Raw genomic sequence first — 23,546 nt, 5'->3', positions numbered from 1 at the left:
AGTGGTATCACTACTAATCCTTCCGCGGGGCAAACCCGCTCCCGCAAGCACTGTGGGAGCGGGCTTGCCCCGCGATAGCTTCACACCGTTTTGACACAGCACGGACAACTCCCCACCTAGACTTATCCACAGTTTGCGGAGAATCCGAAGATGCTGCGGTGTGGGTGGGTGTTGAGCGTAATGATGTTACTGACAGGTTGCCAGACAACCCACGAGCAATTGATCAATCAGGGCTACCCTCCCGCCTATGCCGACGGTTTCCAGGACGGCTGCAGCAGCGGTCGCCAGGCAGCCGGGGTAATGGCCGGGGACTTTCGCAAGGACGTGCCCCGCTATCTGCATAATCGCCAGTACGAAACCGGCTGGGACGACGGATTCCGTCAGTGCCACGCCATGCAGGAAAACCAGGACCTGCAGGACTACCGCGCGCGTCATTGGGATGAACGCGACGATCAGTGGCGGGAAGAAAAAGACCGCGATGCCGCACGCGCCTATCGACGCAAATAGGTCGCAACCAGGCAGCCAATGCAACGGATGATCTGTCAGCATGGTCTCCACTGAAAGGAGGCCATCATGAGCCGAGCATTCGTCAACGAAGACCAGGCTGCTGCCCAGGCTGACCAGCCGGTAGAGCGCAGGATCAGCGAACAGCCCAACTATGTCACGATCCAGGGTTTGGCCCAGTTGCAGCAGCGGCTCAGCGAGCTGAATGCCCTGCACAACGAGCTGCAGGCCCAGGGCGAGCACGCCGACAAGCAACGCCTGGCCGATACCGAGCGTGACCTGCGCTACTTTTCTGCCCGCGTGCAGAGCGCACAGGTTGTTCCCAAGGCGAGCGCATCGGACAAAGTGCAGATCGGCAGTCGGGTGACGTTTATCGATGAACAGAACCAGCAGCATCAGGTGCAACTGGTCGGTGAAGATCAGGCCGATGCCGGCAAGGGCCTGATCAACTGGGGATCACCGCTGGGCCGGGCGCTGCTGGGTGCTGCGCCCGGTGATGAGGTGGTGTGGCGACGACCGGCAGGAGATCTGTCGATCGAGATCGTCGCCATCACTCCCGAGGCTTAGACCACGCCCTGGGCCAGCATGGCGTCGGCGACCTTGACGAAGCCGGCGATGTTGGCGCCTTTGACGTAGTTGATCCGGCCGTTTTCCTCACCGTAGTGCACGCAGGCGTGGTGGATCGACTGCATGATGTTGTGCAGCTTGCTGTCCACTTCACCCGCAGTCCACAGCAGGCGCATGGCGTTCTGCGACATTTCCAGGCCGCTCACCGCAACACCGCCAGCGTTCGAAGCCTTGCCCGGGGCAAACAGGATGCCCGCCTCGATAAAGATATCCACGGCGTCGAGGGTGGTCGGCATGTTCGCGCCTTCAGCCACACAGATGCAGCCGTTGCGCAGCAGGGTGCGGGCGTCTTCGCCATTCAATTCGTTCTGGGTCGCGCACGGCAGGGCGATATCGCACGGCAGGCTCCATGGCGTCTGGCCTTTGCGGAACTCCAGGCCGAAACGCTCGGCCAGCTCGCTGATGCGGCCACGCTTGACGTTCTTCAGCTCCATCAGCGCATCCCACTGCTCGTCGGTCATGCCAGCTTCGCAGAACAGGGTGCCTTCGGAGTCGGACAGCGAGATGACCTTGCCGCCCAGATCCATGACCTTGCGCGCAGCGTACTGGGCAACGTTACCGGAACCGGAGATCGCCACCCGGCGACCGTCGATGCGCAGGTCCTGACGCTTGAGCATCTCTTCAGCGAAGTACACACAGCCGTAGCCGGTCGCTTCCGGGCGAATCAGACTGCCGCCGTAGGTCATGCCCTTGCCGGTCAGTACCGAGGTGAACTGGTTGGCCAGGCGTTTGTACTGGCCGAACATGAAGCCGATTTCACGGGCGCCGACGCCGATATCACCGGCCGGCACGTCCAGATCAGCGCCGATGTGGCGGTACAGTTCGCTCATGAAGGCCTGGCAGAAGCGCATGACTTCAGCGTCGCTCTTGCCCTTCGGATCGAAGTCCGAACCGCCTTTGCCGCCACCCATAGGCAGCGAGGTCAGGGAGTTCTTGAACACCTGTTCGAAGGCCAGGAACTTCAGTACACCGATGTTCACCGACGGGTGGAAACGCAGACCGCCTTTGTATGGGCCGATCGCGCTGCTCATCTGGATACGGTAGCCACGGTTGACCTGGACCTTGCCCGCATCATCAACCCACGACACGCGGAACAGGATGGCCCGCTCAGGTTCGACCATACGCTCAAGGATACCGGCCTGAAGGTAATGCGGATTGGCCTCAAGGAAAGGCCACAGGCTGCGCAGAACCTCTTCGACGGCCTGATGGAACTCAGGCTGGGCAGGATCGCGCTGTTTCAGGCGCGCCAGGAAATCTTCGACGGATTCGATCATAGACACTTCACCAGATAGAGATTTGGACTTATTGGTTTTTTTCCAGACTCTACCAAGAACCAGTCGCACCGGAACAGAGCGAGATGTCGTTTTTATGAAATTAAATGGTGCATTTGTATAAGTGTATACATGTTCGCGGGGCAAGCCCGCTCCCACAAGGTACTGGCCATCCCTGTGGGAGCGGGCTTGCCCCGCGATAAAAAAACGGGACCCTAAGGCCCCGTTTCAGTGCAAAACTCCGCAGAGTTATGCCAGTTTTTTGTGCCGTACCCGGTGCGGCTGGGCAGCAGCTTCGCCGAGGCGCTTCTTGCGATCGGCTTCGTACTCGGTGTAGTTGCCTTCGAAGAACACCGCTTGCGAATCATCTTCGTAAGCCAGGATGTGAGTCGCCACACGGTCCAGGAACCAGCGATCGTGAGAGATCACAATGGCGGCGCCCGGGAAGTCCAGCAGGGCTTCTTCCAGCGAACGCAGGGTTTCGACGTCGAGGTCGTTGGACGGTTCGTCGAGCAGCAGGACGTTGCCGCCCTCTTTCAGCGTCAGGGCCAGGTGCAGACGGCCACGCTCACCACCGGAGAGGTCCTTGACGAACTTCTGCTGGTCGCCACCTTTGAAGTTGAAGCGCCCGACGTAGGTACGCGACGGAATCTCGTAGGTGCCGATCCGCAGTTGGTCGGAACCGTCGGAGATCTGCTGAAACACGGTCTTGCTGCCGTCGAGGTCTTCGCGGCTCTGGTCGACACAGGCCAGTTGCACGGTTTCACCGATTTCGATGCTGCCCGAGTCCGGCTGTTCTTTGCCCATGAGCATGCGGAACAGGGTCGACTTACCGGCACCGTTACCGCCGATCACGCCAACGATGGCGCCTTTTGGCATGCTGAACGACAGGTTGTCGATCAGGACGCGGTCGCCATAGCCTTTGGTGACGTTCTTGAATTCGATGACCTTGTCACCCAGGCGTGGACCGGCCGGGATGTAGATCTCGTTGGTTTCGCTGCGCTTCTGGAATTCCTGCGACTGCATTTCTTCGAAGCGTTGCAGACGGGCCTTGGATTTGGACTGACGAGCCTTGGCGCCTTTACGCACCCACTCCAGTTCTTCCTTCATGGCCTTTTCATGGGCCGACTGCTGCTTGGATTCCTGGGCCAGACGATCGGACTTGGCTTCCAGCCAGCCCGAGTAGTTGCCTTCGTACGGGATACCGGCGCCGCGGTCGAGCTCGAGGATCCAGCCCGCAACGTTGTCGAGGAAGTAACGGTCGTGGGTAATCGCTACCACGGTGCCCGGGAAGTCGTGGAGGAAGTGTTCCAGCCAGGCGACGGAGTCGGCATCCAGGTGGTTGGTCGGTTCGTCGAGCAGCAGCATGTCGGGGGCCGACAGCAGCAGACGGCACAGGGCCACACGACGCTTTTCACCACCGGACAGGTGTTCGACCTTGGCATCCCAGGCCGGCAGACGCAGGGCATCGGCGGCGACTTCCAGCTGGCGCTCGAGGTTGTGACCGTCGCTGGCCTGGAGGATGGCTTCCAGCTTGGCCTGTTCGGCAGCCAGCTTGTCGAAGTCGGCATCCGGCTCAGCGTAGGCTGCGTAAACTTCGTCCAGACGCGCTTGAGCGTCCTTGATCACACTGACTGCTTCCTCGACCACTTCGCGAACGGTCTTGGTCGGATCCAGTTGTGGTTCCTGAGGCAGGTAACCGATGTTCAGCTCAGGCATCGGACGGGCTTCGCCGTCGAACTCTTTGTCGACGCCAGCCATGATCTTGAGCAGGGTGGATTTACCCGAGCCGTTCAGGCCGAGCACGCCGATCTTGGCGCCGGGGAAAAACGACAGGGAGATGTTCTTCAAAATTTCCCGCTTCGGCGGGACAACTTTGCCCAGCCGATGCATGGTGTAGACGTATTGAGCCATGGAAAAACCTAGCGTCAGAGACGAAAAAATGAATGCGATACAGATGAAGGAAGCCGTAGCGTCCTGGAAAGGGCCAAAGCTACCGTAATGCGCCTGGTTGGGCAAACCGCCGACGAACAGGGCTGGCACTTTGCCACGTTTGCGGGCATGCTAGCCGCCCCGCGGGCGTCGGGCTTATAGTGCCTGACCAGAGTAGCCGCCAGGACCGCGGCGCTTGCACGCCAGCAGCTCTAAACCTGCCATCCAGCCATACCGCAGGATCATCGTTTGACCAATCTCTCTCAGCCGACATCCCTGCGCAAACCGTCCAGCGCGTCCGGCTCTACCTTGCGTGGTTCGTTGAAAAGCGCGCTGGCCCTGCTGGTCCTGCTGTTGCTCGGCTTGCTGCTCTGGCAACTGGTCGACCAGTACCGCCACACCCAGGCCGACCAGTACCAGCACAGCCTCAATGCCAGTGCCGAGCTGGCCGATCACATGGCCTTGAACATGTCGCTCAAGGCCCAGGTGGCACACAATATTGTCCAGCCTTACCGTTCGTCGCCCAGTGCTGCCCAATTGCCAGGCGTGCTCGCGCAAATACAGGCGCGGATGCCCGCGCTGCAAAGCCTGGTGTGGATCGATGAGCATGGCGGCATCCTCGCCGACAGCCTCGGTGATACTCCGGATCGCAGTACGGTCGAAGAGCTTTTGCGCCTGAGCCAGGGCCGTGACTATTACTACAGCAACACGCCGGACAATCGGCAGGTTTACCTGTTGCTGCGCCAGCCCGGCGATAAGCCAGGCTACTGGCTGCTACGCCTGGGAGCGGCGTACTACAGCGAACTGACGTCGCACCTGGACCGTGCAAACCATCCGCTGTGGCTGCTGGAAAACAGCCGCACCGCCGAGATTATCAATCGCCACCAACCCACGCCGGGCAGTGACGAGCCGCTGCAAAGTGTGATGCTGGCGTTTCTCGACAACAGTACCTGGCAACTGCGTGGCCTGTTCGATGCCGGGCTGGCCCGCCAACAGCTGCTGCCGGCCCTGATAGGTAAATGTGTACTGGGCCTGGTCTGCGCCCTGCTGCCCTTGCTCGCCTTGATCAATATGCGCCGCCGGCATCGCCTGCTACAGGAAAGCCGCCGCCGCTATCACGATATTTTTGAAGGCACCGGCGTTGCCTTGTGCGTGCTCGATCTCTCCGGTTTGCCCGGCCAGCTGGAGCGATATCGACTACGCAGCCGTCAGGCGCTGCAGCAACGCCTGGCCTTCGACCGGTCGCTGCGGCGTGTCTTGCTGCAAGAGCTGAAAATCACCGAGGTCAACCAGGTGGCCCTGCAACTGCTGGGCGTGAATTGCTGCAATGAAGCCTGGCAATGCCTGGTCGAAGGCAATGATGCCGGTATCGAAGGCATTGGTGTGCAATTGCTCGAGGCGGTGCTGGACAACCAGCAGCAGCTGGAGCTGGAAGTCCGTCTGCCCGTAGCTGGCGGCCAGGATCTGCACCTGTGGTTGATGGTGAAGTTCCCCGAACAGCGTCGTGACTACGAGGCGGTGATTCTCAGTATCAGTGACATCACCAGCCGCAAGCAGGTCGAGTTGTCGTTGCTTGAGCGCGAAAGCTTCTGGTCGGACGTCGTGCGTACCGTGCCCGATCAGTTGTACGTGCAGGATGTGCAAAGCAAGCAGATGATCTTCAGCAATCGCAATCTGGGCTACACCCTGGGTTACGACCGCACCCAGCTGGCGCAGATGGGCGAGCGATTCTGGGAGATACTCCTGCACCCGGACGATGCCGAGCTATACCGCAAGAATCGCCAACAGCTGCTCGACACCGGCTGTGTCGAGCAACTGCATTGTCAACTGCGTTTCCGTCACCACGATCAGCGCTGGCGTCGCTTCGACATCCGCGAGCAAGCCTTGACCCGCGATGGCAGCGGCGTGGTCACGCGCATTATCGGGGTGGGCAAGGACGTCACCGACCAGATCGAGGCCAGCGAGTCGTTGCGTGACAGCGAACAACGCTACCGCATGCTCGCCGAAAGTATCAGCGACGTGATTTTCTCCACCGACAGCCAGCTCGAGCTCAACTACGTCAGCCCCTCGGTACAGGCGGTGCTGGGCTATGAAGTGGAGTGGATCTTCGACAACGGCTGGCATTCGACCATTGCCAACCCGGCGCAGCTGACCGGCATTTACAACCTGGTCGAACGAGTCAATCGGGCCTTGAGTGACCCCGAGCAACTGGAGCAATTGCGCACGCAACTGCCGAATCAGTTGTTCCTGTTCGATTGCCTGCGCGCCGATGGCCGCAAGATTCCTATCGAGCTGCGCCTGGTGCTGGTCTGGGACGATCACGAGCGCTTCGAAGGGATCCTCGGTGTCGGCCGCGACATCAGCCAGCAGCGCCGCGCCGAGAAAGACCTGCGCATGGCCGCCACGGTATTCGAACACTCGACCTCGGCCATCCTGATCACCGACCCGGCCGGCTATATCGTCCAGGCCAACGAAGCGTTCAGCCGGGTCAGCGGCCATGCCGTCGCCGATGTGCTCGACCAGTTACCGGGCATGTTGACCGTGGACGAGCATCAGGAAGCCCATCTGCGCTACGTACTCAAGCAACTCAACCAGCGCGGCACCTGGGAAGGTGAAGTCTGGCTCAAGCGGCGCAACGGCGAGCACTACCCGGCCTGGGTCGGCATCACCGCGGTCCTCGATGACGAGGGCGACCTGGCCAGCTATGTGTGCTTCTTTACCGACATCAGCGAGCGCAAGGCCAGTGAGCAGCGCATCCACCGCCTGGCGTACTACGACGCCCTGACCCACCTGCCCAACCGCACGCTGTTCCAGGACCGTCTGCACACCGCCCTGCAGCAGGCCGAACGGCAAAAGGCCTGGGTGGTGCTGATGTTCCTCGACCTGGACCGCTTCAAGCCGATCAACGACTCCCTCGGCCATGCCGCTGGCGACCGTATGCTCAAGGACATGGCCGAGCGTCTGCTCGACTGCGTCGATGATGACGACACCGTGGCACGTATGGGCGGTGACGAGTTCACCCTGTTGCTGCAACCGCGGGCAACCCGCGAGATGGCCCTGAACCGCGCGATCAATGTCGCCGAACAGATTCTCGGCAGCCTGGTGCGGCCGTTCGTCCTGGAGAACCGCGAATTCTTCGTCACCGCCAGTATCGGTATTGCCCTGAGCCCGCAGGACGGCAGTGAACTCAGCCAACTGATGAAGAACGCCGACACGGCCATGTACCACGCCAAGGAGCGCGGCAAGAACAACTTCCAGTTCTACCAGGCCGACATGAACGCTAGCGCCCTGGAGCGTCTGGAGCTGGAAAGCGACTTGCGCCATGCCCTGGAACAGAACGAGTTCATTCTCTATTACCAGCCGCAGTTCAGCGGCGACGGCAAGCGCCTGACCGGTGCCGAAGCCCTGCTGCGCTGGCGCCACCCGCGTCGCGGGCTGGTACCACCGGGCGATTTCATCCCGGTGATCGAAGAACTGGGCCTGGTCGTGGATGTCGGCGACTGGGTACTCAAGGAAGCCAGCCGCCAGCTCAAAGCCTGGCATCAGGCCAAACTGCGGGTACCCAAAGTCTCGGTAAACATCTCGGCACGGCAGTTCTCCGACGGCCAGCTGGGCACGCGGATCGCCACCATCCTCAAGGACACCGGCCTGCCGCCGGCATGCCTGGAGCTGGAACTGACCGAAAGTATCCTGATGCGCGAGGTCAACGAGGCCATGGTGATCCTCGACAGCCTGAAGAAGCTCGGCCTGAGTATCGCGGTCGACGACTTCGGCACCGGCTACTCGTCGCTCAACTACCTCAAACAGTTCCCCATCGACGTGCTGAAGATCGACCGCACCTTCGTCGACGGTTTGCCCGAAGGTGAGCAGGACGCGCAGATCGCCCGGGCCATTATCGCCATGGCCCACAGCCTGAACCTGGCGGTGATTGCCGAAGGCGTGGAAACCCATGAGCAACTGGAGTTCCTGCGCGAGCACGATTGCGACGAAGTGCAGGGATACCTGTTCGGACGACCGATGCCGGCCAACCAGTTCGAGGCGCAGTTCAGCAACGAAACCCTGTTCATGTTCGAGTAGGTTTGCAGCTTGTCGCTCATGAGCCCCATTTGTCTGCGACATGATGCCCTTTCATATGCCAGACAAAAGCTGATGAGGTAGAATGCCCGCCTATTTCAGCACGATCCTTGAGGACCGCCATGTTCAGCCGTGATTTGACCATTGCCAAGTACGACGCCGATCTCTTTGCCGCCATGGAGCAAGAAGCCCTGCGCCAGGAAGAGCACATCGAGCTGATTGCTTCGGAAAACTATGCCAGCCCGGCTGTCATGGAAGCCCAGGGCTCGGTTCTGACCAACAAATACGCCGAAGGCTACCCAGGCAAGCGCTACTACGGCGGTTGCGAATACGTCGACGTAGTCGAGCAGCTGGCCATCGACCGCGCCAAGGAACTGTTCGGCGCCGATTACGCCAACGTCCAGCCACACGCCGGTTCGCAAGCCAACGCTGCGGTCTACCTGGCCCTGCTGTCGGGCGGCGACACCATCCTGGGCATGAGCCTGGCCCACGGTGGTCACCTGACCCACGGTGCCAACGTCAGCTCGTCGGGCAAGCTGTACAACGCTGTTCAGTACGGCATCGACGCCAACGGCCTGATCGACTACGACGAAGTCGAGCGCCTGGCTGTTGAGCACAAGCCGAAAATGATCGTTGCCGGTTTCTCGGCCTACTCGCAGATCCTGGACTTCCCACGCTTCCGCGAAATCGCCGATAAAGTCGGTGCCTACCTGTTCGTCGACATGGCCCACGTTGCCGGTCTGGTCGCTGCAGGCGTGTACCCGAACCCGGTGCCGTTCGCCGACGTGGTTACCACCACTACCCACAAGACCCTGCGTGGTCCACGTGGCGGCCTGATCCTGGCCCGCGCCAACGCCGACATCGAGAAGAAGCTGAACTCGGCGGTATTCCCGGGTGCCCAGGGCGGCCCGCTGGAGCACGTGATCGCAGCCAAGGCGATCTGCTTCAAAGAAGCACTGCAGCCTGAGTTCAAGGCCTACCAGCAGCAGGTCGTGAAAAACGCCCAGGCCATGGCCGGCGTGTTCATCGAGCGCGGCTTCGACGTCGTTTCCGGTGGCACCGAGAACCACCTGTTCCTGCTGTCGCTGATCAAACAGGATATCTCCGGTAAAGATGCTGACGCTGCCCTGGGCAAAGCCTTCATCACCGTCAACAAGAACTCGGTACCGAACGACCCACGCTCGCCGTTCGTCACCTCCGGCCTGCGCTTCGGCACCCCGGCTGTGACTACTCGTGGCTTCAAAGAGGCCGAGTGTAAAGAACTGGCCGGCTGGATCTGCGACATCCTCGCCGACCTGAACAACGAAGCGGTGATCGATGCCGTTCGTGAGAAGGTCAAGGCTATCTGCGCCAAGCTGCCGGTATACGGCAAGTAATCGCAGTTACCTGATGTGAAAAAGCCCGGCTCTTGAGCCGGGCTTTTTTTTGGCGCCCTCGGTAGGAGCGGGCTTGCCCCGCGAATGCGGTTTGTCAGTCACATAGCATCGCGGGGCAAGCCCGCTCCCATCGACGACAAGGCCTCGAACCCTTCGCGAATCTTCGCCTCCGGCAAATCATCCGCAATAAATACCATCACGCTCTCCCGCGCCTCCCCTTCTGCCCACTCGGTATCCCAGTCAAAACCATAGAGCTTCAGCACGCCCTGGAACACCAGGCGGCGATCCTCACCGGCAATGTTGAGTACACCTTTGTAACGCAGCAGCTGCTTGCCGTGGTCTTCCAGCAACTGGTTCATGAAGTCGCTGAGCCGGTCGATGTCCAGAGGCGTATCGGTGCGCAGCACCAGGCTGGAGATGCGATCAGGCGTGACCGCTTGGCTGACCGGACGCAAGCTCAGTCCGCCACCCAGATCAGCATTGAGGTTGAAACCGCGTACATCGAGTAGTTCAGCCAGATCAATGCGCCCATGCTCAACTACGCGGATGGGGGCACGTCGGTTGATACTACCGAGGCGCTCACTCAAGGCCTGAAAGCTGGCCGGTTCAACGAGGTCGGTCTTGCTCACCAGCAGGCGGTCGGCAAAACCCACCTGCGCCTGAGCGATGGCCTGGGTCAGGTGCTGTTCGGCGTGAGCGGCATCGACCAGGGTGATAATGCCGTCGAGGATGTAGCGCTCACGCAGCTCTTCGTCGATGAAGAAGGTCTGCGCCACGGGCGCCGGGTCAGCGAGCCCGGTGCACTCGATCACCAGGCGGTCGAAGGCAATCTCACCGGCATCCAGGCGCTCAAGCAACAGGTACAGGGCTTTGGTCAGGTCAGTGTGAATGCTGCAGCACACACAACCGTTGGCCAGGGTCATGACCTGCACCGGTTCATCGCCGAGCAATTGGGTATCGATGCCGGCGTCACTGAATTCGTTTTCGATCACAGCGATCTTCAGGCCGTGTTCGGCCTTGAGCAGATGGCGCAGCAAGGTGGTCTTGCCGGCCCCCAGAAAACCGCTGAGTACTGTTACCGGAATGGGCGCGTGCAAACGGAAAATCTCCTCAACTGAAAATGACTGTGGGAGCACGGCAAGCCGGGCTCCCACAGGTTCAACTGGCGTCAGTCACTGTCATTCAACAGCACTTGGGCCCACCCTTGCCGCCGTAACGCGCCTCCTGGCGTTCGCGAAAGAACGCCTCGTAGCTCATCACCGGCTTGTCCGGGTGCTTGGTCTGCATATGCTCGACGTAGTTGTCGTAGTCGGGCATGCCGACCATCAGGCGGGCTGCCTGCCCCAGGTACTTACCCAGTCGACCGAGATCGTTGAACATCACTGCATTCCTCTTCGATTACGCATCTGGCAGCGCCTGGAACGGGGACTCTTTGTCAGTCCGCTCTTTTTTACCCAGGGCGGCAATACCGACCTTGAGGGCGAAGAACAGGATACTGAAGACCACGAACAGGAACAGGATGGTCAGTCCGGCGTTGGTATAGGCGTTGAAGATCACGTGCTGCATCTGGCCAATGTCCTTGGCCGGGGCCAGTACCTGCCCGGCGTCGAGCGCGGTGCTGTACTTGTTGGCCAGGGCCAGGAAGCCGACTGCCGGGTTCGGATCGAACAGTTTGATGAAGCCGGCGGTGGTGGTGCAGATCAGCAGCCAGACCGCTGGCAGCAGGGTGACCCACATGTAGCGCTGGCGCTTCATCTTGATCAGGACCACGGTGCCGAGCATCAGCGCGATACCGGCGAGCATCTGGTTGGAGATACCGAACAGCGGCCACAAGGTGTTGATACCACCCAACGGATCGATCACCCCCTGGTACAGCAGGTAACCCCAGAGCGCCACGCAACCGCCAGTAGCGAGCAGGTTGGCACCCCACGACTCGGTGCGTTTGAGCGCCGGGACGAAGCTGCCGAGCAAATCCTGGAGCATGAAACGTCCGGCACGGGTACCGGCGTCGACTGCAGTGAGGATGAACAGCGCCTCGAACAGGATCGCGAAGTGGTACCAGAACGCCATGGTGTTTTCACCCGGCAGGACCTGGTGAAGGATCTGCGCGATACCTACCGCCAGGGTTGGTGCACCACCGGCACGAGCGAGGATGGTGTGCTCGCCAATGTCCTTGGCCACCGCTTCCAGCGCTTCAGGCGTGATGGTAAAGCCCCAACTGCTGACGGTTTGCGCCACCGACACCACGTCGGAGCCGACCACTGCCGCCGGGCTGTTCATGGCGAAGTACACACCCGGCTCGATCACCGAGGCGGCAACCATGGCCATGATCGCCACGAACGACTCCATCAGCATGCCGCCGTAGCCGATGTAACGGGCGTTGGTTTCGTTATCCAGCAGCTTGGGCGTGGTGCCCGAGGAGATCAGCGCATGGAAGCCCGACACCGCGCCACAGGCGATGGTGATGAACAGGAACGGGAACAGGGTACCTTTCCAGACCGGACCGGTACCGTCGGTGAACTGGGTCAGCGCCGGCATTTTCAGCTCGGGTGCGATGATCAGGATACCGATGGCCAGGCCGACGATGGTGCCGATCTTGAGGAAGGTCGACAGGTAGTCACGTGGCGCCAGTACCAGCCATACCGGCAGTACCGCAGCGACAAAACCGTAGCCCACCAGCATCCAGGTGATCTGCACACCGGTGAAGGTGAATGCCGGCCCCCAGACCGGATCCGCAGCAACCTGGCCCCCCAGCCAGATCGACAGCAACAGCAGCACCACGCCCATCAGCGAGATCTCGCCGATGCGACCCGGGCGGATGTAGCGCATATAGATGCCCATGAACATCGCGATCGGGATGGTCGCCATGACCGTGAACATGCCCCACGGGCTCTCGGCCAGAGCCTTGACCACGATCAGCGCCAGCACCGCGAGGATGATGATCATGATCAGGAAGCAGCCAAACAGGGCGATGGTCCCTGGGATACGGCCCATTTCCTCGCGAACCATGTCACCCAGCGAGCGACCGTTGCGGCGGGTGGACAGGAACAGGACCATGAAGTCCTGGACCGCACCGGCCAGCACCACGCCGGCAATCAGCCAGAGCGTGCCGGGCAGGTAGCCCATCTGCGCGGCCAGGACTGGACCGACCAGCGGGCCAGCGCCAGCGATGGCAGCAAAGTGGTGACCGAAAAGGATGTGTTTGTTGGTCGGGACATAGTCCAGACCATCGTTGTTAAGCACCGCCGGGGTGGCCCGACGCGGGTCCAGCTGCATCACCTTGGTGGCGATGAACAGGCTGTAATAGCGGTAGGCGACCAGGTAGATGGCCACCGAAGCGACGACGATCCACAAGGCGTTGATGGCCTCGCCACGACGCAGGGCGACCACACCCAGCGCACAGGCTCCTATGACTGCCAGCGCCAGCCACGGAATGTGGCGTAGCAGGCTATTATTGTTGTTCATGGTTTGCTTCCAGCTAGTGGATAAAAGACAGCCTTTCGAGTCTAGCGATACTGACAGGAAAGACCACCCCCCACGTTGGTCTAGAGCCTTCAACGCGGGTTGAACAAAACTCGTTATGCGCCCTTGCGCGGGCCTTGGCAAGTGCTGAGCTATAGTCAGGAAGAACCCTGGAGTGTCTGAACATGAGCGACCACCAAGAACGTCGACGTTTCCAACGTGTTGCCTTCGATGCCCCCACCGAACTGCGCCAGGGCGAGCGATGCTGGCCGGTCGAACTACTGGATCTCTCCCTCAAGGGCTTGTTGATCAAGTGCCCGGAACCCTGGGATCCCGACCTGACCCAGGATTTCGAGGCCATTGTTCACCTGAGCGACCAGGCCAAGTTGCAGATGCAGGTCGAATTGCGTCATGAAGAAGGCAATCAGCTGGGGTTTATCTGCCTGCACATTGATATCGATTCAATCAGTCATTTGCACCGTTTGGTGGAGCTGAACCTGGCCGACAGCACCGAAATGATGCGTGAGTTGCGAGAATTGATCGAAGTTTAAAATCTTTTAGCCTGCTACCTACTTTCCTGCCCTGTGCATTTCTGTCCACTCGGACAGCTTTCTCACCCTTCCCGCCAGTCCTCACGCAGCCTTGCGAGGCCTGCGCGCGAGTGTTGGAACGATAACTGCATTCAGTCCATGACCCAAACTGAGCGCCAGACTGTTCCTACGCCAATCTAAAAATTGTATACAATTGTTCTGGCATTGATAGGTAGGACTTGTCTACAGTAGCGCCACAACAATAAAACAGAGACCCCGCCTCATGAATACGTCCTCCTCTAGCACGTCTTCAGCAGCACGTCCCGAAGACGAGAACCTTGGCCTGGGTGCCAACCTGGCGTACGGCCTGCAACACGTATTGACCATGTATGGCGGCATCGTCGCCGTGCCGTTGATCCTCGGTCAGGCCGCAGGCCTGACCCCGGCGGACATTGGTCTGCTGATCGCCGCGTCGCTGTTTGCCGGCGGCCTGGCAACCCTGTTGCAAACGCTCGGGCTGCCGTGGTTCGGCTGCCAGCTACCGCTGGTGCAAGGGGTCTCGTTTGCCGGTGTAGCGACCATGGGCGCGATCCTCAGCAGTGAAGGTGGCGGTGGCTTGCCCGGAGTACTCGGCGCGGTCATGGCAGCGTCCTTCATCGGTTTTCTGATCACGCCGGTGTTCTCGCGGATCACCAAGTACTTTCCGCCACTGGTGACCGGTATCGTCATCACCACCATCGGCCTGACCCTGATGCCGGTCGCTGCGCGCTGGGTCATGGGCGGTAACAGCAAAGCGCCGGATTTCGGCAGCATGGCCAACATCGGCCTGGCCGGCCTGACCTTCGTCATCGTCCTGGTACTGAGCAAGCTGGGCAGCGCCACCATCTCGCGCCTGTCGATCCTGCTGGCGATGGTCATCGGTACCCTGATCGCCTGGTCGCTGGGCATGGCTGACTTCAGCAAGGTCCTTGAAGGTCCGCTGGTGGCAATGCCAAGCCCGTTCCACTTCGGTATGCCGACCTTCCACATCGCTGCGATCCTGTCGATGTGCATCGTGATCATGGTGACCCTGGTGGAAACCTCGGCCGACATCCTTGCCGTCGGTGAAATCATCGATACCAAGGTCGACTCCAAGCGTCTGGGCAATGGCCTGCGCGCCGACATGGCATCGAGCATCCTGGCACCGATCTTCGGTTCCTTCACCCAGAGCGCCTTCGCCCAGAACGTCGGTCTGGTCGCGGTGACCGGGGTGAAAAGCCGTTACGTCGTGGCGACCGGCGGGGTAATCCTGGTGGTGCTCGGCCTGCTGCCGATCATGGGCCGGGTGATTGCCGCCGTACCGACCTCGGTGCTCGGTGGTGCCGGCATCGTGCTGTTCGGTACCGTGGCCGCCAGCGGTATCCGTACCCTGTCCAAAGTCAGCTACAAGAACAACGTCAACCTGATCATCGTTGCCGCCTCGCTGGGCTTCGGCATGATCCCGATCGCCGCGCCGAACTTCTACGCGCAGTTCCCTAACTGGTTCGAGACCATCTTCCACTCCGGCATCAGCTCGGCAGCGATCATGGCCATTGTCCTGAACCTGGTGTTCAACCACTTCACCGCCGGCAACTCGGATCAGCAGTCGGTATTCGCGGCGGCTTACGAACGCACCATCCACTACTCGGATATCTCCGCCCTGCGTGACGGCGACTACTTCGAAGACGGCAAGCTGTTCAACGCCGAAGGCAAGGAGGTGCCGGTGATGAGTGAGGGCGAGCACGGCGAACCGCCGGCACGACGAGAGGCAGTTTCGGAACATTGATGGACGCGACAGCGATAAAAAAGGGCCGGTGCAGATGCACCGGCCCTTTTTTCTTACGCTGCAAGTAGAAACTAAACCGGTGGGAGCGGGCTTGCCCCGCGATTGTGACTCGACCGACACATCGTAATCGCGGGGCAAGCCCGCTCCCACCAATTGCTACTCGAACAGCGCATCCAGCGCTTGCTCCAGTCGGGTGACGGCAATCACCTGCAAACCTGGCGGTGCCTCCTTGGGCGCGTTGCCTTTAGGCACAATGGCGCGTTTGAAGCCATGCTTGGCCGCCTCTTTAAGACGCTCCTGACCACTTGGCACCGGGCGAACCTCGCCAGACAGGCCCACTTCACCAAACACCAGCAGGCCGTTGTCCAGCGGACGATTGCGCAGGCTGGACATGATCGCCGCCATCAGCGCCAGGTCGGACGCCGTCTCCAGCACCTTTACCCCGCCCACGACGTTGAGGAACACATCCTGATCGTGGGTCGGAATGCCGCCATGACGGTGCAGCACCGCCAGCAGCATGGCCAGGCGGTTCTGGTCCAGGCCCAGGGTAACCCGGCGCGGATTGGACAAGTGGCTGTCATCGACCAGCGCCTGGACTTCCACCAGCATCGGTCGGGTGCCCTCCCACGTGGCCATGACCACGCTGCCGGGGACTTCTTCCTGAGCGCGGGTGAGGAAGATCGCCGACGGGTTGGACACTTCCTTCAATCCACGATCGGTCATGCCGAACACACCCAGTTCGTTGACCGCCCCGAAGCGGTTCTTCACTGCGCGCAGCAAACGCAGACGACCATCGGACTCGCCCTCGAAGTACAGAACGGTATCGACCATGTGCTCCAGCACCCGTGGACCTGCCAGTGCGCCTTCCTTGGTGACGTGACCAACGAGGAAGATCGCCGTGCCGCTCTGCTTGGCGTATCGCACCAACAACGCCGCACTCTCGCGCACCTGGGACACGCCGCCGGGCGCCGACTGCAACTGCTCGGTAAAGATGGTCTGGATCGAGTCAATCACCATGACCTTGGGTTTTTCCAGGCGAGCGGTGGCAATGATGGTTTCGATGCAGGTTTCGGTCATTACCCGCAACTGATCCTGGGGCAGGCCCAGGCGTCGCGCCCGCATCGCTACCTGCTGCTGGGATTCTTCGCCGGTGACGTACAACGCCGGCATGCGCGTGGCGATAGCACACAGCGTCTGCAACAGAATGGTCGACTTACCGATTCCCGGGTCGCCACCGATGAGTACCACCGAGCCGTCGACCAGGCCGCCGCCCAACACCCTGTCCAGCTCGGCGCTGGCGGTGGAAAAACGTGGAATCTCTTCGATGCTGACTTCGGCCAGGGTCTTGATCTGAGCCTGCTGCCCGGCCCAGCCGGTGCGACCGCTGGGCGCCGCGGCCGCGCCGCTCTCCAGCACGGTCTCGACCAGGGTGTTCCAGGCACCGCACTCGCCGCACTGTCCAGCCCATTTCGGAAAGGTCGCGCCGCACTCGGTGCAGCCGTACATGCGCTTGGCCTTGGCCATGGGGGACGGTCCTCGAAAAAAGGGACCATGATAGCCGACCTGTGTGACCTGGGCCGCCACATAAAACGACAAAACTATTCGATATAACTGCAGTCTGTAGCTGCAGCGCGGCGCATGAAGCGCATAGCTGAATTACACTGCGTTTACCAAACTCATCTGTTACAAGGAATAAACCATGGGCGTGCTCAGTGAATTCAAGGCCTTTGCGGTCAAAGGGAATGTGGTCGACATGGCCGTCGGTATCATCATCGGCGCCGCCTTTGGCAAAATCGTTTCATCCTTTGTGGGTGATGTGATCATGCCACCGATCGGTTTGCTGATCGGCGGTGTCGACTTCAGTGATCTGGCCGTCACCTTAAAAGCGGCCGAAGGCGAAATACCGGCAGTGGTGCTGGCCTACGGCAAGTTCATCCAGACCGTTCTCGACTTCATCATCGTCGCCTTCGCAATCTTCATGGGCGTCAAAGCGATCAACCGCCTGAAACGCGAAGAAGCCGAAGCACCCACCCTGCCGCCGGTGCCTACCAAAGAAGAAGAGCTGCTCACCGAGATCCGCGACCTGCTCAAATCGCAGAATCGGCAACCCTGATTTTCAGGAACAAAAACGGCGCCCTAGGGCGCCGTTTCCATTTCTACCGGCTTACCAGTAGTTTTCGACCGCCACCTGTCCCGGTCGGCGGCTCAAGCTCAATTGCAGGTCACGCTGCTTGAGGACCTGGCGGGTGTCGTCGATCATCTGCGGATTGCCGCAGAGCATCACCCGTGAATGTTCCGGCGTCAGTGCCAGACCTGCGGCGCGTTCAAGCTCGCCATTCTCGATCAGGGTGGTGATACGCCCGTTGAGGGCACCGGGGTGCTGCTCGCGGGTAACCACCGGAATGAACTGCAACTTGCCCGCGTACTCAGCCAGATAGTCGCGTTGCTCCAGACCTGCGATCAGGTCGAGGTAAGCCAGCTCCTTTGCTTCGCGCACTGAATACACCAGCTTGATCGACTCGAAACGCTCCCAGGCTTCAAAGTCCTGCAGAATCGAGACAAACGGCGCGATGCCGGTTCCGGTGGCCAACAACCACAGATCCCGACCATCGGCAAAGCGATCCAGGGTCAGAAATCCGAAGGCCTGTTTGTCGATCAGCAAGCTGTCGCCTTCCTTCAGGCGACTCAACTCGCTGGTGAACTCGCCCCCCGGCACCACAATGGAAAAGAAATCCAGGTGTTCGTCAAAAGGCGACGAGACCATCGAATAGGCGCGCCAGACCACACTGCCATCAGCCTTGGTCACCCCCAGGCGGGCAAACTGGCCGGAACGGAAGCGGAACCCCGGATCACGCGTGGTACGCAGGCTGAACAGGCTGGGGGTCAGCGGCTGGACGTCGAGCAACGTCTGGCGGGTGAACTTTTCAGCGCTGGCAGTCATGACTTACTCCAAAGAACAGATGCGCCCAGTGTCGCGCAAACGCGCGAGGATAAACACCGCCGGATTGTAGTGACATCGCTGGGTACAGAATGGCGAACACAGTCGACGCTGCAGTTTGCAGGGCGAGCAAATAACCAAACTGTCAAAAGGCGTACACACATGTAGCGAATAAACTTAGCAGAGGTGTCAGGTATTACCTACACTCCACTTCTGTTTTGTGGATCCAGAATGCTTGAGGACCTTGCCATGCCCCATTGGAAGGAAGAACAGCTGCAACAACTACTCAATGAGACAAATGAACAACGGATGTTCTACACGGCAACGTCCTTGGCAAAGCAACTGGGCATGGAATATTTTTCATTCGTCACCCGCACTCACCTGGCGGGTCCGCAACCGCAGGTCAGGACCTACAACAACTACCCCACGGCCTGGAACGAACGCTATCAGCGGTGCAACTATCTGAGCATCGACCCGATCCTCGCCCATTGCCATACTTCGTTGCTGCCCATTCTCTGGGAGGATCAGGTCTTCCGACAGACACCCGAGCTCTGGGAGCAGGCCCGATTCCATGGGCTATGTTATGGCTGGAGCCAATCTGCACACGATCTACGGCAAAACGAAAGCATCCTCAGCGTGGTCCGCAATCATACGCCGGTCGATACCAATGAGTTCTACGACACGGCCGGGCAAACCATCTGGCTGTGCAACCTGATGCACACCCTGATCATTGAGCGCAAATCAACCAGTCAACAGCCTTCCTTTCACCTCTCCATCCGTGAAACCGAAGTACTGAAATGGTCCGCCGCCGGCAAGACCGCTGCCGACATCGCCTGCATCCTCACCCTGTCGCAAAGCACGGTGAATTTTCATATCCGCAGCATCATCAGCAAGCTGAACACCAGTAACAAGGCCGGCGCCATTGCGATTGCGGCCATGAACGGTCTCCTCGGGTAACCCCTTGCTGGTCAAAGCCCTGTAGAATCATGCCCCTGTAAAACGCCGCCGAATGCGCCGCGTGACCATGCCTCAGAGCCTTACGCCATGCCCTTGTTGACCAGCCCCTTCGCCGAACTCGACCTGCTTCGCCAGCCCGAGCAAGCCAACGATCCCTTGCAGGCATTCGACGCCGCCGACGAGTACCTGTTGCAGTATCTGGCCGAACAATCGCCAGATATCAGCACGCGCGTGCTGGTACTCAATGACAGCTTTGGCGCTTTGGCCATCAGTTTGAGCGGTCGCCTGCAAGTCACCAGCAGTGGCGACTCACACCTCGCCCGCCTGGCGCTGGAAAAAAACCTGGCGCGTAATGGCCAGGCGTTCGACGCACTGCCGTTCATTGCGGCCAATGCCCACTGGCAAGGCCCGTTCGACCGGGTGCTGGTACGCGTACCCAAGACCCTGGCACTGCTTGAAGAACAATTGATCCGCTTGCAAGGTCATCTGGCGCCTGGCGCCCAGGTGGTTGCCGGGGCAATGATCAAACACCTGCCACGCGCTGCCGGTGACTTGCTGGAAAAATACATTGGCCCGGTACAGGCATCGCTGGCGCAGAAAAAAGCCCGCCTGCTGATCGCCACTGCAGAGGAAAAGGGACCGTTTACCTCGCCCTATCCGAGCCGCTACCAAATGGACGCGCCACGCCTGGAACTGCTCAACCATGCCAATGTGTTCTGCCGCGAAGGCCTGGACATCGGCACCCGCGCGTTCCTCCCGCACCTGCCTGGCAACCTCGGCTCAGCGCGGGTCGCCGACCTTGGTTGTGGCAATGGGGTACTGGCCATCGCCAGCGCCCTGAGCAATCCGCAGGCGCATTACACCCTGGTCGATGAGTCCTACATGGCCACCCAGTCGGCACTGGAGAACTGGCAGGCGGCGCTGGGTGATCGCGAAGTCAGCGTCCGCGCCGACGATGGCCTGGCCGCTCAGCCGGCCCAGTCTCTGGACGTCGTACTGTGCAATCCACCCTTCCATCAGCAGCAGGTGGTCGGCGACTTTCTCGCCTGGCGCATGTTCCAGCAGGCACGTGAAGCGCTGATGGTCGGCGGTGCGCTGTACATTGTCGGTAACCGCCACCTGGGTTATCACAGCAAACTGGCGCGGTTGTTCCGTGGTGTTGAGCAAGTGGCGGCGACACCGAAGTTCGTGGTGCTCAAAGCGCGCAAGTAAAGCCCTGCTATTGGCATAAAAAAACCCTCCGCAGCTGACGCTGCGAAGGGCTGTAAATCCGCCGCAAGGCGGTGATGGGAAGTACCTTTCAGGAGGTGCTCAGACCTGCTGCAGCCATGAACATGCGCATCAGCCAGGCAACAATCCCCAGGGCCGCCACGCTGCCGGCCCAGATCACCGCCAGCCAGCCCAGCCGTTGCCACAGCGGCTTTTTCTCTTCATCGAAGGTGTGTTTGCCGGTCATTGCCAGGCCCTCCTAGTGGTAGCCATCCTCGTGGGTCACCTTGCCGCGGAACACGTAGTAGCTCCAGAAGGTGTAGCCAAGGATGAACGGAATGATGAACAGCGCTCCGACCAGCATGAAACCCAGGCTCTGCGGTGGTGCCGCAGCATCCCAGATCGAAACCGCCGGTGGGATGATGTTCGGCCACAAGCTGATACCAAGGCCGCTGTAGCCTAGGAAGATCAGCGCCAGGGTCAGCAGGAACGGGGTGTAGTGCGCGTTGCGTGCCACTGCCCGCAGCAGACCGTACAGGGTCACCAGCACCAGGATCGGCACCGGCAGGAACCAGAACAGGTTAGGCAGGGTGAACCAGCGCGAGGCGATCTCCGGGTGCGCCAGCGGCGTCCAGATACTGACGATACCGGTCACCGCCAGCAGCACCAAGGCCAAAGGTCGTGCCAGATCATGCATCTGCAGTTGCAGCTTGCCTTCGGTTTTCATGATCAGCCAGGTGCAGCCGAGCAAGGCGTAGGCGACGATCAAACCCAGGCCACAGAACAGACTGAACGGGGTCAACCAGTCAAAAGCACCACCGGCATAGCTACGGTCGACCACTTTGAAGCCTTCGATGAACGCACCCAGGGCCACACCCTGGAAGAAGGTCGCAACCAATGAACCACCGATGAACGCCTTGTCCCAGAGGTGACGTTTTTCGGCCGTGGCCTTGAAGCGGAACTCGAAAGCCACGCCGCGGAAAATCAGGCCGACCAGCATCAGCATCAATGGCAGGTACAGCGCCGAAAGCACCACGGCATAGGCCAGCGGGAAGGCACCAAACAACGCCGCACCGCCCAGTACCAGCCAGGTTTCGTTACCGTCCCAGACCGGCGCGACGGTGTTCATCATCACGTCACGGTCCTGCTCGCCTTTGACGAAGGGGAAAAGAATGCCGATCCCCAGGTCGAAACCATCCATGACCACGTACATCATGATGCCGAAGATAATGATCACGGCCCAGATCAGTGGAAGATCAATACCCATGACTCAGTTCCCCTTGTTCAGGCTGGCGCGCTCGCCATTGTCATGATCGTCGCTGTCATCGGCAGCGGAGAGCGGCCGTGCAGGCGTACGTTTCTGGCCAGGTCCGCCTTTGATGGGTTCTTCGCCCTCGCCGGTTTTCGGCCCCTTGCGCACCAGACGCATCATGTAGCCCAGACCCGCACCGAACAGGGCGAAGTAGACCACCACGAACATCACCAGGGTCACGCCCAGCTGGGTGTAGCTGTGGTTGGAAACACCATCGGCAGTACGCATCACGCCATAGATCACCCAGGGCTGACGGCCAACCTCGGTAGTGAACCAACCGGCGAGGATCGCGATCAGGCCGGACGGGCCCATCCACAAGGTCAGGTAGAGGAACGGCCGCGAGCTGTAGATTCTGTCGCGCTTACGCAGCCACAGGCTCCAGAGGCCGACGAAGATCATCAGCATGCCCAGGCCGACCATGATCCGGAACGACCAGAACACCACGGTGGAGTTGGGTCGATCTTCCTTCGGGAACTCCTTCATTGCCGGTACTTGCTTGTCCAGACTGTGGGTCAGGATCAGGCTGCCCAGCGCCGGGATTTCCACTTTGAAGTGGGTGGTTTCGGCCTCCATGTCGGGAATGCCGAAGAGGATCAGCGGGGTCGGCTCGTCACCGACATTTTCCCAGTGACCTTCGATCGCGGCGATTTTCACCGGTTGGTGCTTGAGGGTGTTCAGGCCATGGAAGTCACCGATCACGGCCTGAATCGGCGCCACGATCAGGGCCATCCACATGGCCATCGAGAGCATTTTGCGGATCGCCGGATTATCACGCCCACGCAGCAGGTGCCAGGCCGCCGAAGCACCGACGAAGAACGCCGTGGCAACGAACGCCGCGGTGGCCATGTGCGCCAGGCGGTACGGGAACGACGGGTTGAAGATCACTGCGAACCAGTCCACCGGGACCACCACGCCGTTGACGATTTCGTAACCTTGCGGCGTCTGCATCCAGCTGTTGGAAGCCAGAATCCAGAACGTGGAAATGATCGTACCGATAGCCACCATGACCGTGGCAAAGAAGTGCAGGCCGCGGCCGACACGATTCCAGCCAAAGAGCATGACGCCGAGGAAACCGGCCTCGAGGAAGAAGGCAGTCAGTACTTCATAGGTCAGCAGCGGTCCGGTAATGGAGCCGGCAAAGTCGGAGAACTTGCTCCAGTTGGTACCGAACTGATAGGCCATGACCAGGCCGGAGACCACCCCCATGCCGAAGTTGACGGCAAAGATTTTCGACCAGAAGTGGTAAAGGTCACGGTAGACGCTGTTGTTGGTCTTCAGCCACAGCCCTTCAAGCACCGCCAGGTAACTCGCCAGGCCAATGGTGATGGCCGGAAACAGGATGTGAAAAGAGATGGTAAATGCGAACTGAATTCGGGCGAGATCTAAGGCCTCTAATCCGAACATAGTGCTTCCTCTGTCAGGTAATCCGGCGTCAGGCGGTGGGCCTTGGCGCCAACTGCCCCCACGGTAGTTGAGTGCGGCTAGTTGGAATTGTTCTGAAAACTTCACAACGCAGGGAATTCGGCCGTATGGCCCTACCGTTGCAAATG

19 protein-coding genes are annotated in these 23,546 nt (G+C 60.3%); 9 read left to right on the top strand and 10 right to left on the bottom strand.

From position 1 onward, the window contains the following. Positions 1-150: 150 nt before the first annotated feature. Together ACO6VD_RS24395 and ACO6VD_RS24390 are read left to right on the top strand one after the other, a co-directional pair. Positions 151-507, top strand: a complete 357-nt coding sequence (locus tag ACO6VD_RS24395; RefSeq protein WP_422422521.1) for a hypothetical protein — start codon at positions 151-153, stop codon at positions 505-507. Between the two features lie 66 nt (positions 508-573). Then, positions 574-1,071, top strand: coding sequence for a GreA/GreB family elongation factor (locus tag ACO6VD_RS24390; RefSeq protein WP_422422520.1), 498 nt, complete (start codon positions 574-576; stop codon positions 1,069-1,071). Here the strand turns inward: ACO6VD_RS24390 and gdhA are convergent. Beyond that, entirely contained in the window at positions 1,068-2,405 is a 1,338-nt protein-coding gene (gdhA, locus tag ACO6VD_RS24385; RefSeq protein WP_400171647.1) for an NADP-specific glutamate dehydrogenase, read from the bottom strand. The two genes, ACO6VD_RS24390 and gdhA, sit on opposite strands and share 4 nt — an antisense overlap. 246 nt (positions 2,406-2,651) lie before the next feature. Then, the gene (gene ettA, locus ACO6VD_RS24380) at positions 2,652-4,316 is read right to left on the bottom strand and encodes an energy-dependent translational throttle protein EttA (protein WP_422422519.1); all 1,665 of its coding nucleotides are present in this window, start codon (positions 4,314-4,316) and stop codon (positions 2,652-2,654) included. 267 nt (positions 4,317-4,583) lie between these two features. On the opposite strand from ettA, the gene ACO6VD_RS24375 reads away from it, so the two are divergent. Both ACO6VD_RS24375 and glyA read left to right on the top strand, forming a co-directional pair. Continuing rightward, positions 4,584-8,411 (top strand): sensor domain-containing protein, encoded by a 3,828-nt coding sequence (locus tag ACO6VD_RS24375; protein ID WP_422422518.1) that lies wholly within the window; start codon positions 4,584-4,586, stop codon positions 8,409-8,411. 119 nt (positions 8,412-8,530) lie between these two features. Beyond that, entirely contained in the window at positions 8,531-9,784 is a 1,254-nt protein-coding gene (glyA, locus tag ACO6VD_RS24370) for a serine hydroxymethyltransferase (protein ID WP_422422517.1), read from the top strand. 98 nt (positions 9,785-9,882) lie between these two features. On the opposite strand, the gene yjiA is transcribed toward glyA, so the two are convergent. From yjiA to ACO6VD_RS24355, 3 genes are all read right to left on the bottom strand, one after another. Then, positions 9,883-10,881, bottom strand: a complete 999-nt coding sequence (gene yjiA, locus ACO6VD_RS24365) for a GTPase (protein ID WP_422422516.1) — start codon at positions 10,879-10,881, stop codon at positions 9,883-9,885. 85 nt (positions 10,882-10,966) lie between these two features. Then, positions 10,967-11,164 carry a YbdD/YjiX family protein gene (locus ACO6VD_RS24360; protein WP_028944033.1) on the bottom strand — a complete coding sequence of 66 codons (198 nt, stop codon included), beginning with the start codon at positions 11,162-11,164 and terminating at the stop codon, positions 10,967-10,969. Positions 11,165-11,182: 18 nt separating this feature from the next. Beyond that, positions 11,183-13,249: a carbon starvation CstA family protein gene (locus ACO6VD_RS24355; protein ID WP_422422515.1), complete on the bottom strand. Its 2,067-nt coding sequence runs from the start codon at positions 13,247-13,249 to the stop codon at positions 11,183-11,185. A 182-nt stretch (positions 13,250-13,431) separates the two neighbouring features. Here ACO6VD_RS24355 and ACO6VD_RS24350 point away from each other — a divergent pair, with 182 nt between their 5' ends. Continuing rightward, complete coding sequence (locus ACO6VD_RS24350) at positions 13,432-13,797, top strand: PilZ domain-containing protein (RefSeq protein ID WP_422422514.1); 366 nt, start codon at positions 13,432-13,434, stop codon at positions 13,795-13,797. A 262-nt stretch (positions 13,798-14,059) separates the two neighbouring features. After that, positions 14,060-15,580, top strand: coding sequence for a nucleobase:cation symporter-2 family protein (locus tag ACO6VD_RS24345; protein ID WP_422422513.1), 1,521 nt, complete (start codon positions 14,060-14,062; stop codon positions 15,578-15,580). Positions 15,581-15,736: 156 nt separating this feature from the next. Here the strand turns inward: ACO6VD_RS24345 and radA are convergent, their stop codons facing one another. Continuing rightward, positions 15,737-17,104, bottom strand: coding sequence for a DNA repair protein RadA (gene radA / locus ACO6VD_RS24340; protein WP_422422512.1), 1,368 nt, complete (start codon positions 17,102-17,104; stop codon positions 15,737-15,739). A gap of 175 nt (positions 17,105-17,279) precedes the next feature. On the opposite strand from radA, the gene mscL reads away from it, so the two are divergent. Continuing rightward, positions 17,280-17,693: a large-conductance mechanosensitive channel protein MscL gene (mscL, locus tag ACO6VD_RS24335; protein ID WP_400171637.1), complete on the top strand. Its 414-nt coding sequence runs from the start codon at positions 17,280-17,282 to the stop codon at positions 17,691-17,693. Between the two features lie 51 nt (positions 17,694-17,744). Here mscL and ACO6VD_RS24330 read toward each other — a convergent pair whose 3' ends face one another. Next, positions 17,745-18,521 carry a ferredoxin--NADP reductase gene (locus tag ACO6VD_RS24330; protein WP_400171636.1) on the bottom strand — a complete coding sequence of 259 codons (777 nt, stop codon included), beginning with the start codon at positions 18,519-18,521 and terminating at the stop codon, positions 17,745-17,747. Between the two features lie 246 nt (positions 18,522-18,767). On the opposite strand from ACO6VD_RS24330, the gene ACO6VD_RS24325 reads away from it, so the two are divergent. Together ACO6VD_RS24325 and ACO6VD_RS24320 are read left to right on the top strand one after the other, a co-directional pair. Then, a complete protein-coding gene (locus ACO6VD_RS24325; RefSeq protein WP_422422511.1) occupies positions 18,768-19,475 on the top strand; it encodes an autoinducer binding domain-containing protein in 708 nt (235 codons plus the stop codon). An 87-nt stretch (positions 19,476-19,562) separates the two neighbouring features. Beyond that, entirely contained in the window at positions 19,563-20,687 is a 1,125-nt protein-coding gene (locus ACO6VD_RS24320; RefSeq protein WP_422422510.1) for a methyltransferase, read from the top strand. Positions 20,688-20,775: 88 nt separating this feature from the next. Here ACO6VD_RS24320 and ACO6VD_RS24315 read toward each other — a convergent pair whose 3' ends face one another. The 3 genes from ACO6VD_RS24315 to ACO6VD_RS24305 are packed head-to-tail and all read right to left on the bottom strand — an operon-like array spanning position 20,776 to position 23,400. Next, positions 20,776-20,931 (bottom strand): DUF2474 domain-containing protein, encoded by a 156-nt coding sequence (locus ACO6VD_RS24315; protein WP_422422509.1) that lies wholly within the window; start codon positions 20,929-20,931, stop codon positions 20,776-20,778. A gap of 12 nt (positions 20,932-20,943) precedes the next feature. After that, positions 20,944-21,951 (bottom strand): cytochrome d ubiquinol oxidase subunit II, encoded by a 1,008-nt coding sequence (gene cydB, locus ACO6VD_RS24310; protein ID WP_422422508.1) that lies wholly within the window; start codon positions 21,949-21,951, stop codon positions 20,944-20,946. A 3-nt stretch (positions 21,952-21,954) separates the two neighbouring features. After that, on the bottom strand, positions 21,955-23,400 hold the full coding sequence (locus ACO6VD_RS24305; protein WP_422422507.1) for a cytochrome ubiquinol oxidase subunit I: 1,446 nt from the start codon (positions 23,398-23,400) through the stop codon (positions 21,955-21,957). Positions 23,401-23,546 lie beyond the last annotated feature (146 nt).

Source organism: Pseudomonas sp. GZD-222 (genome assembly GCF_049310525.1).
In the GTDB taxonomy this organism is placed as follows: Bacteria; Pseudomonadota; Gammaproteobacteria; order Pseudomonadales; family Pseudomonadaceae; genus Aquipseudomonas.
Note: the sequence above shows the minus strand (reverse complement) of the source record. Positions and strands in the feature narration are given on the sequence as shown.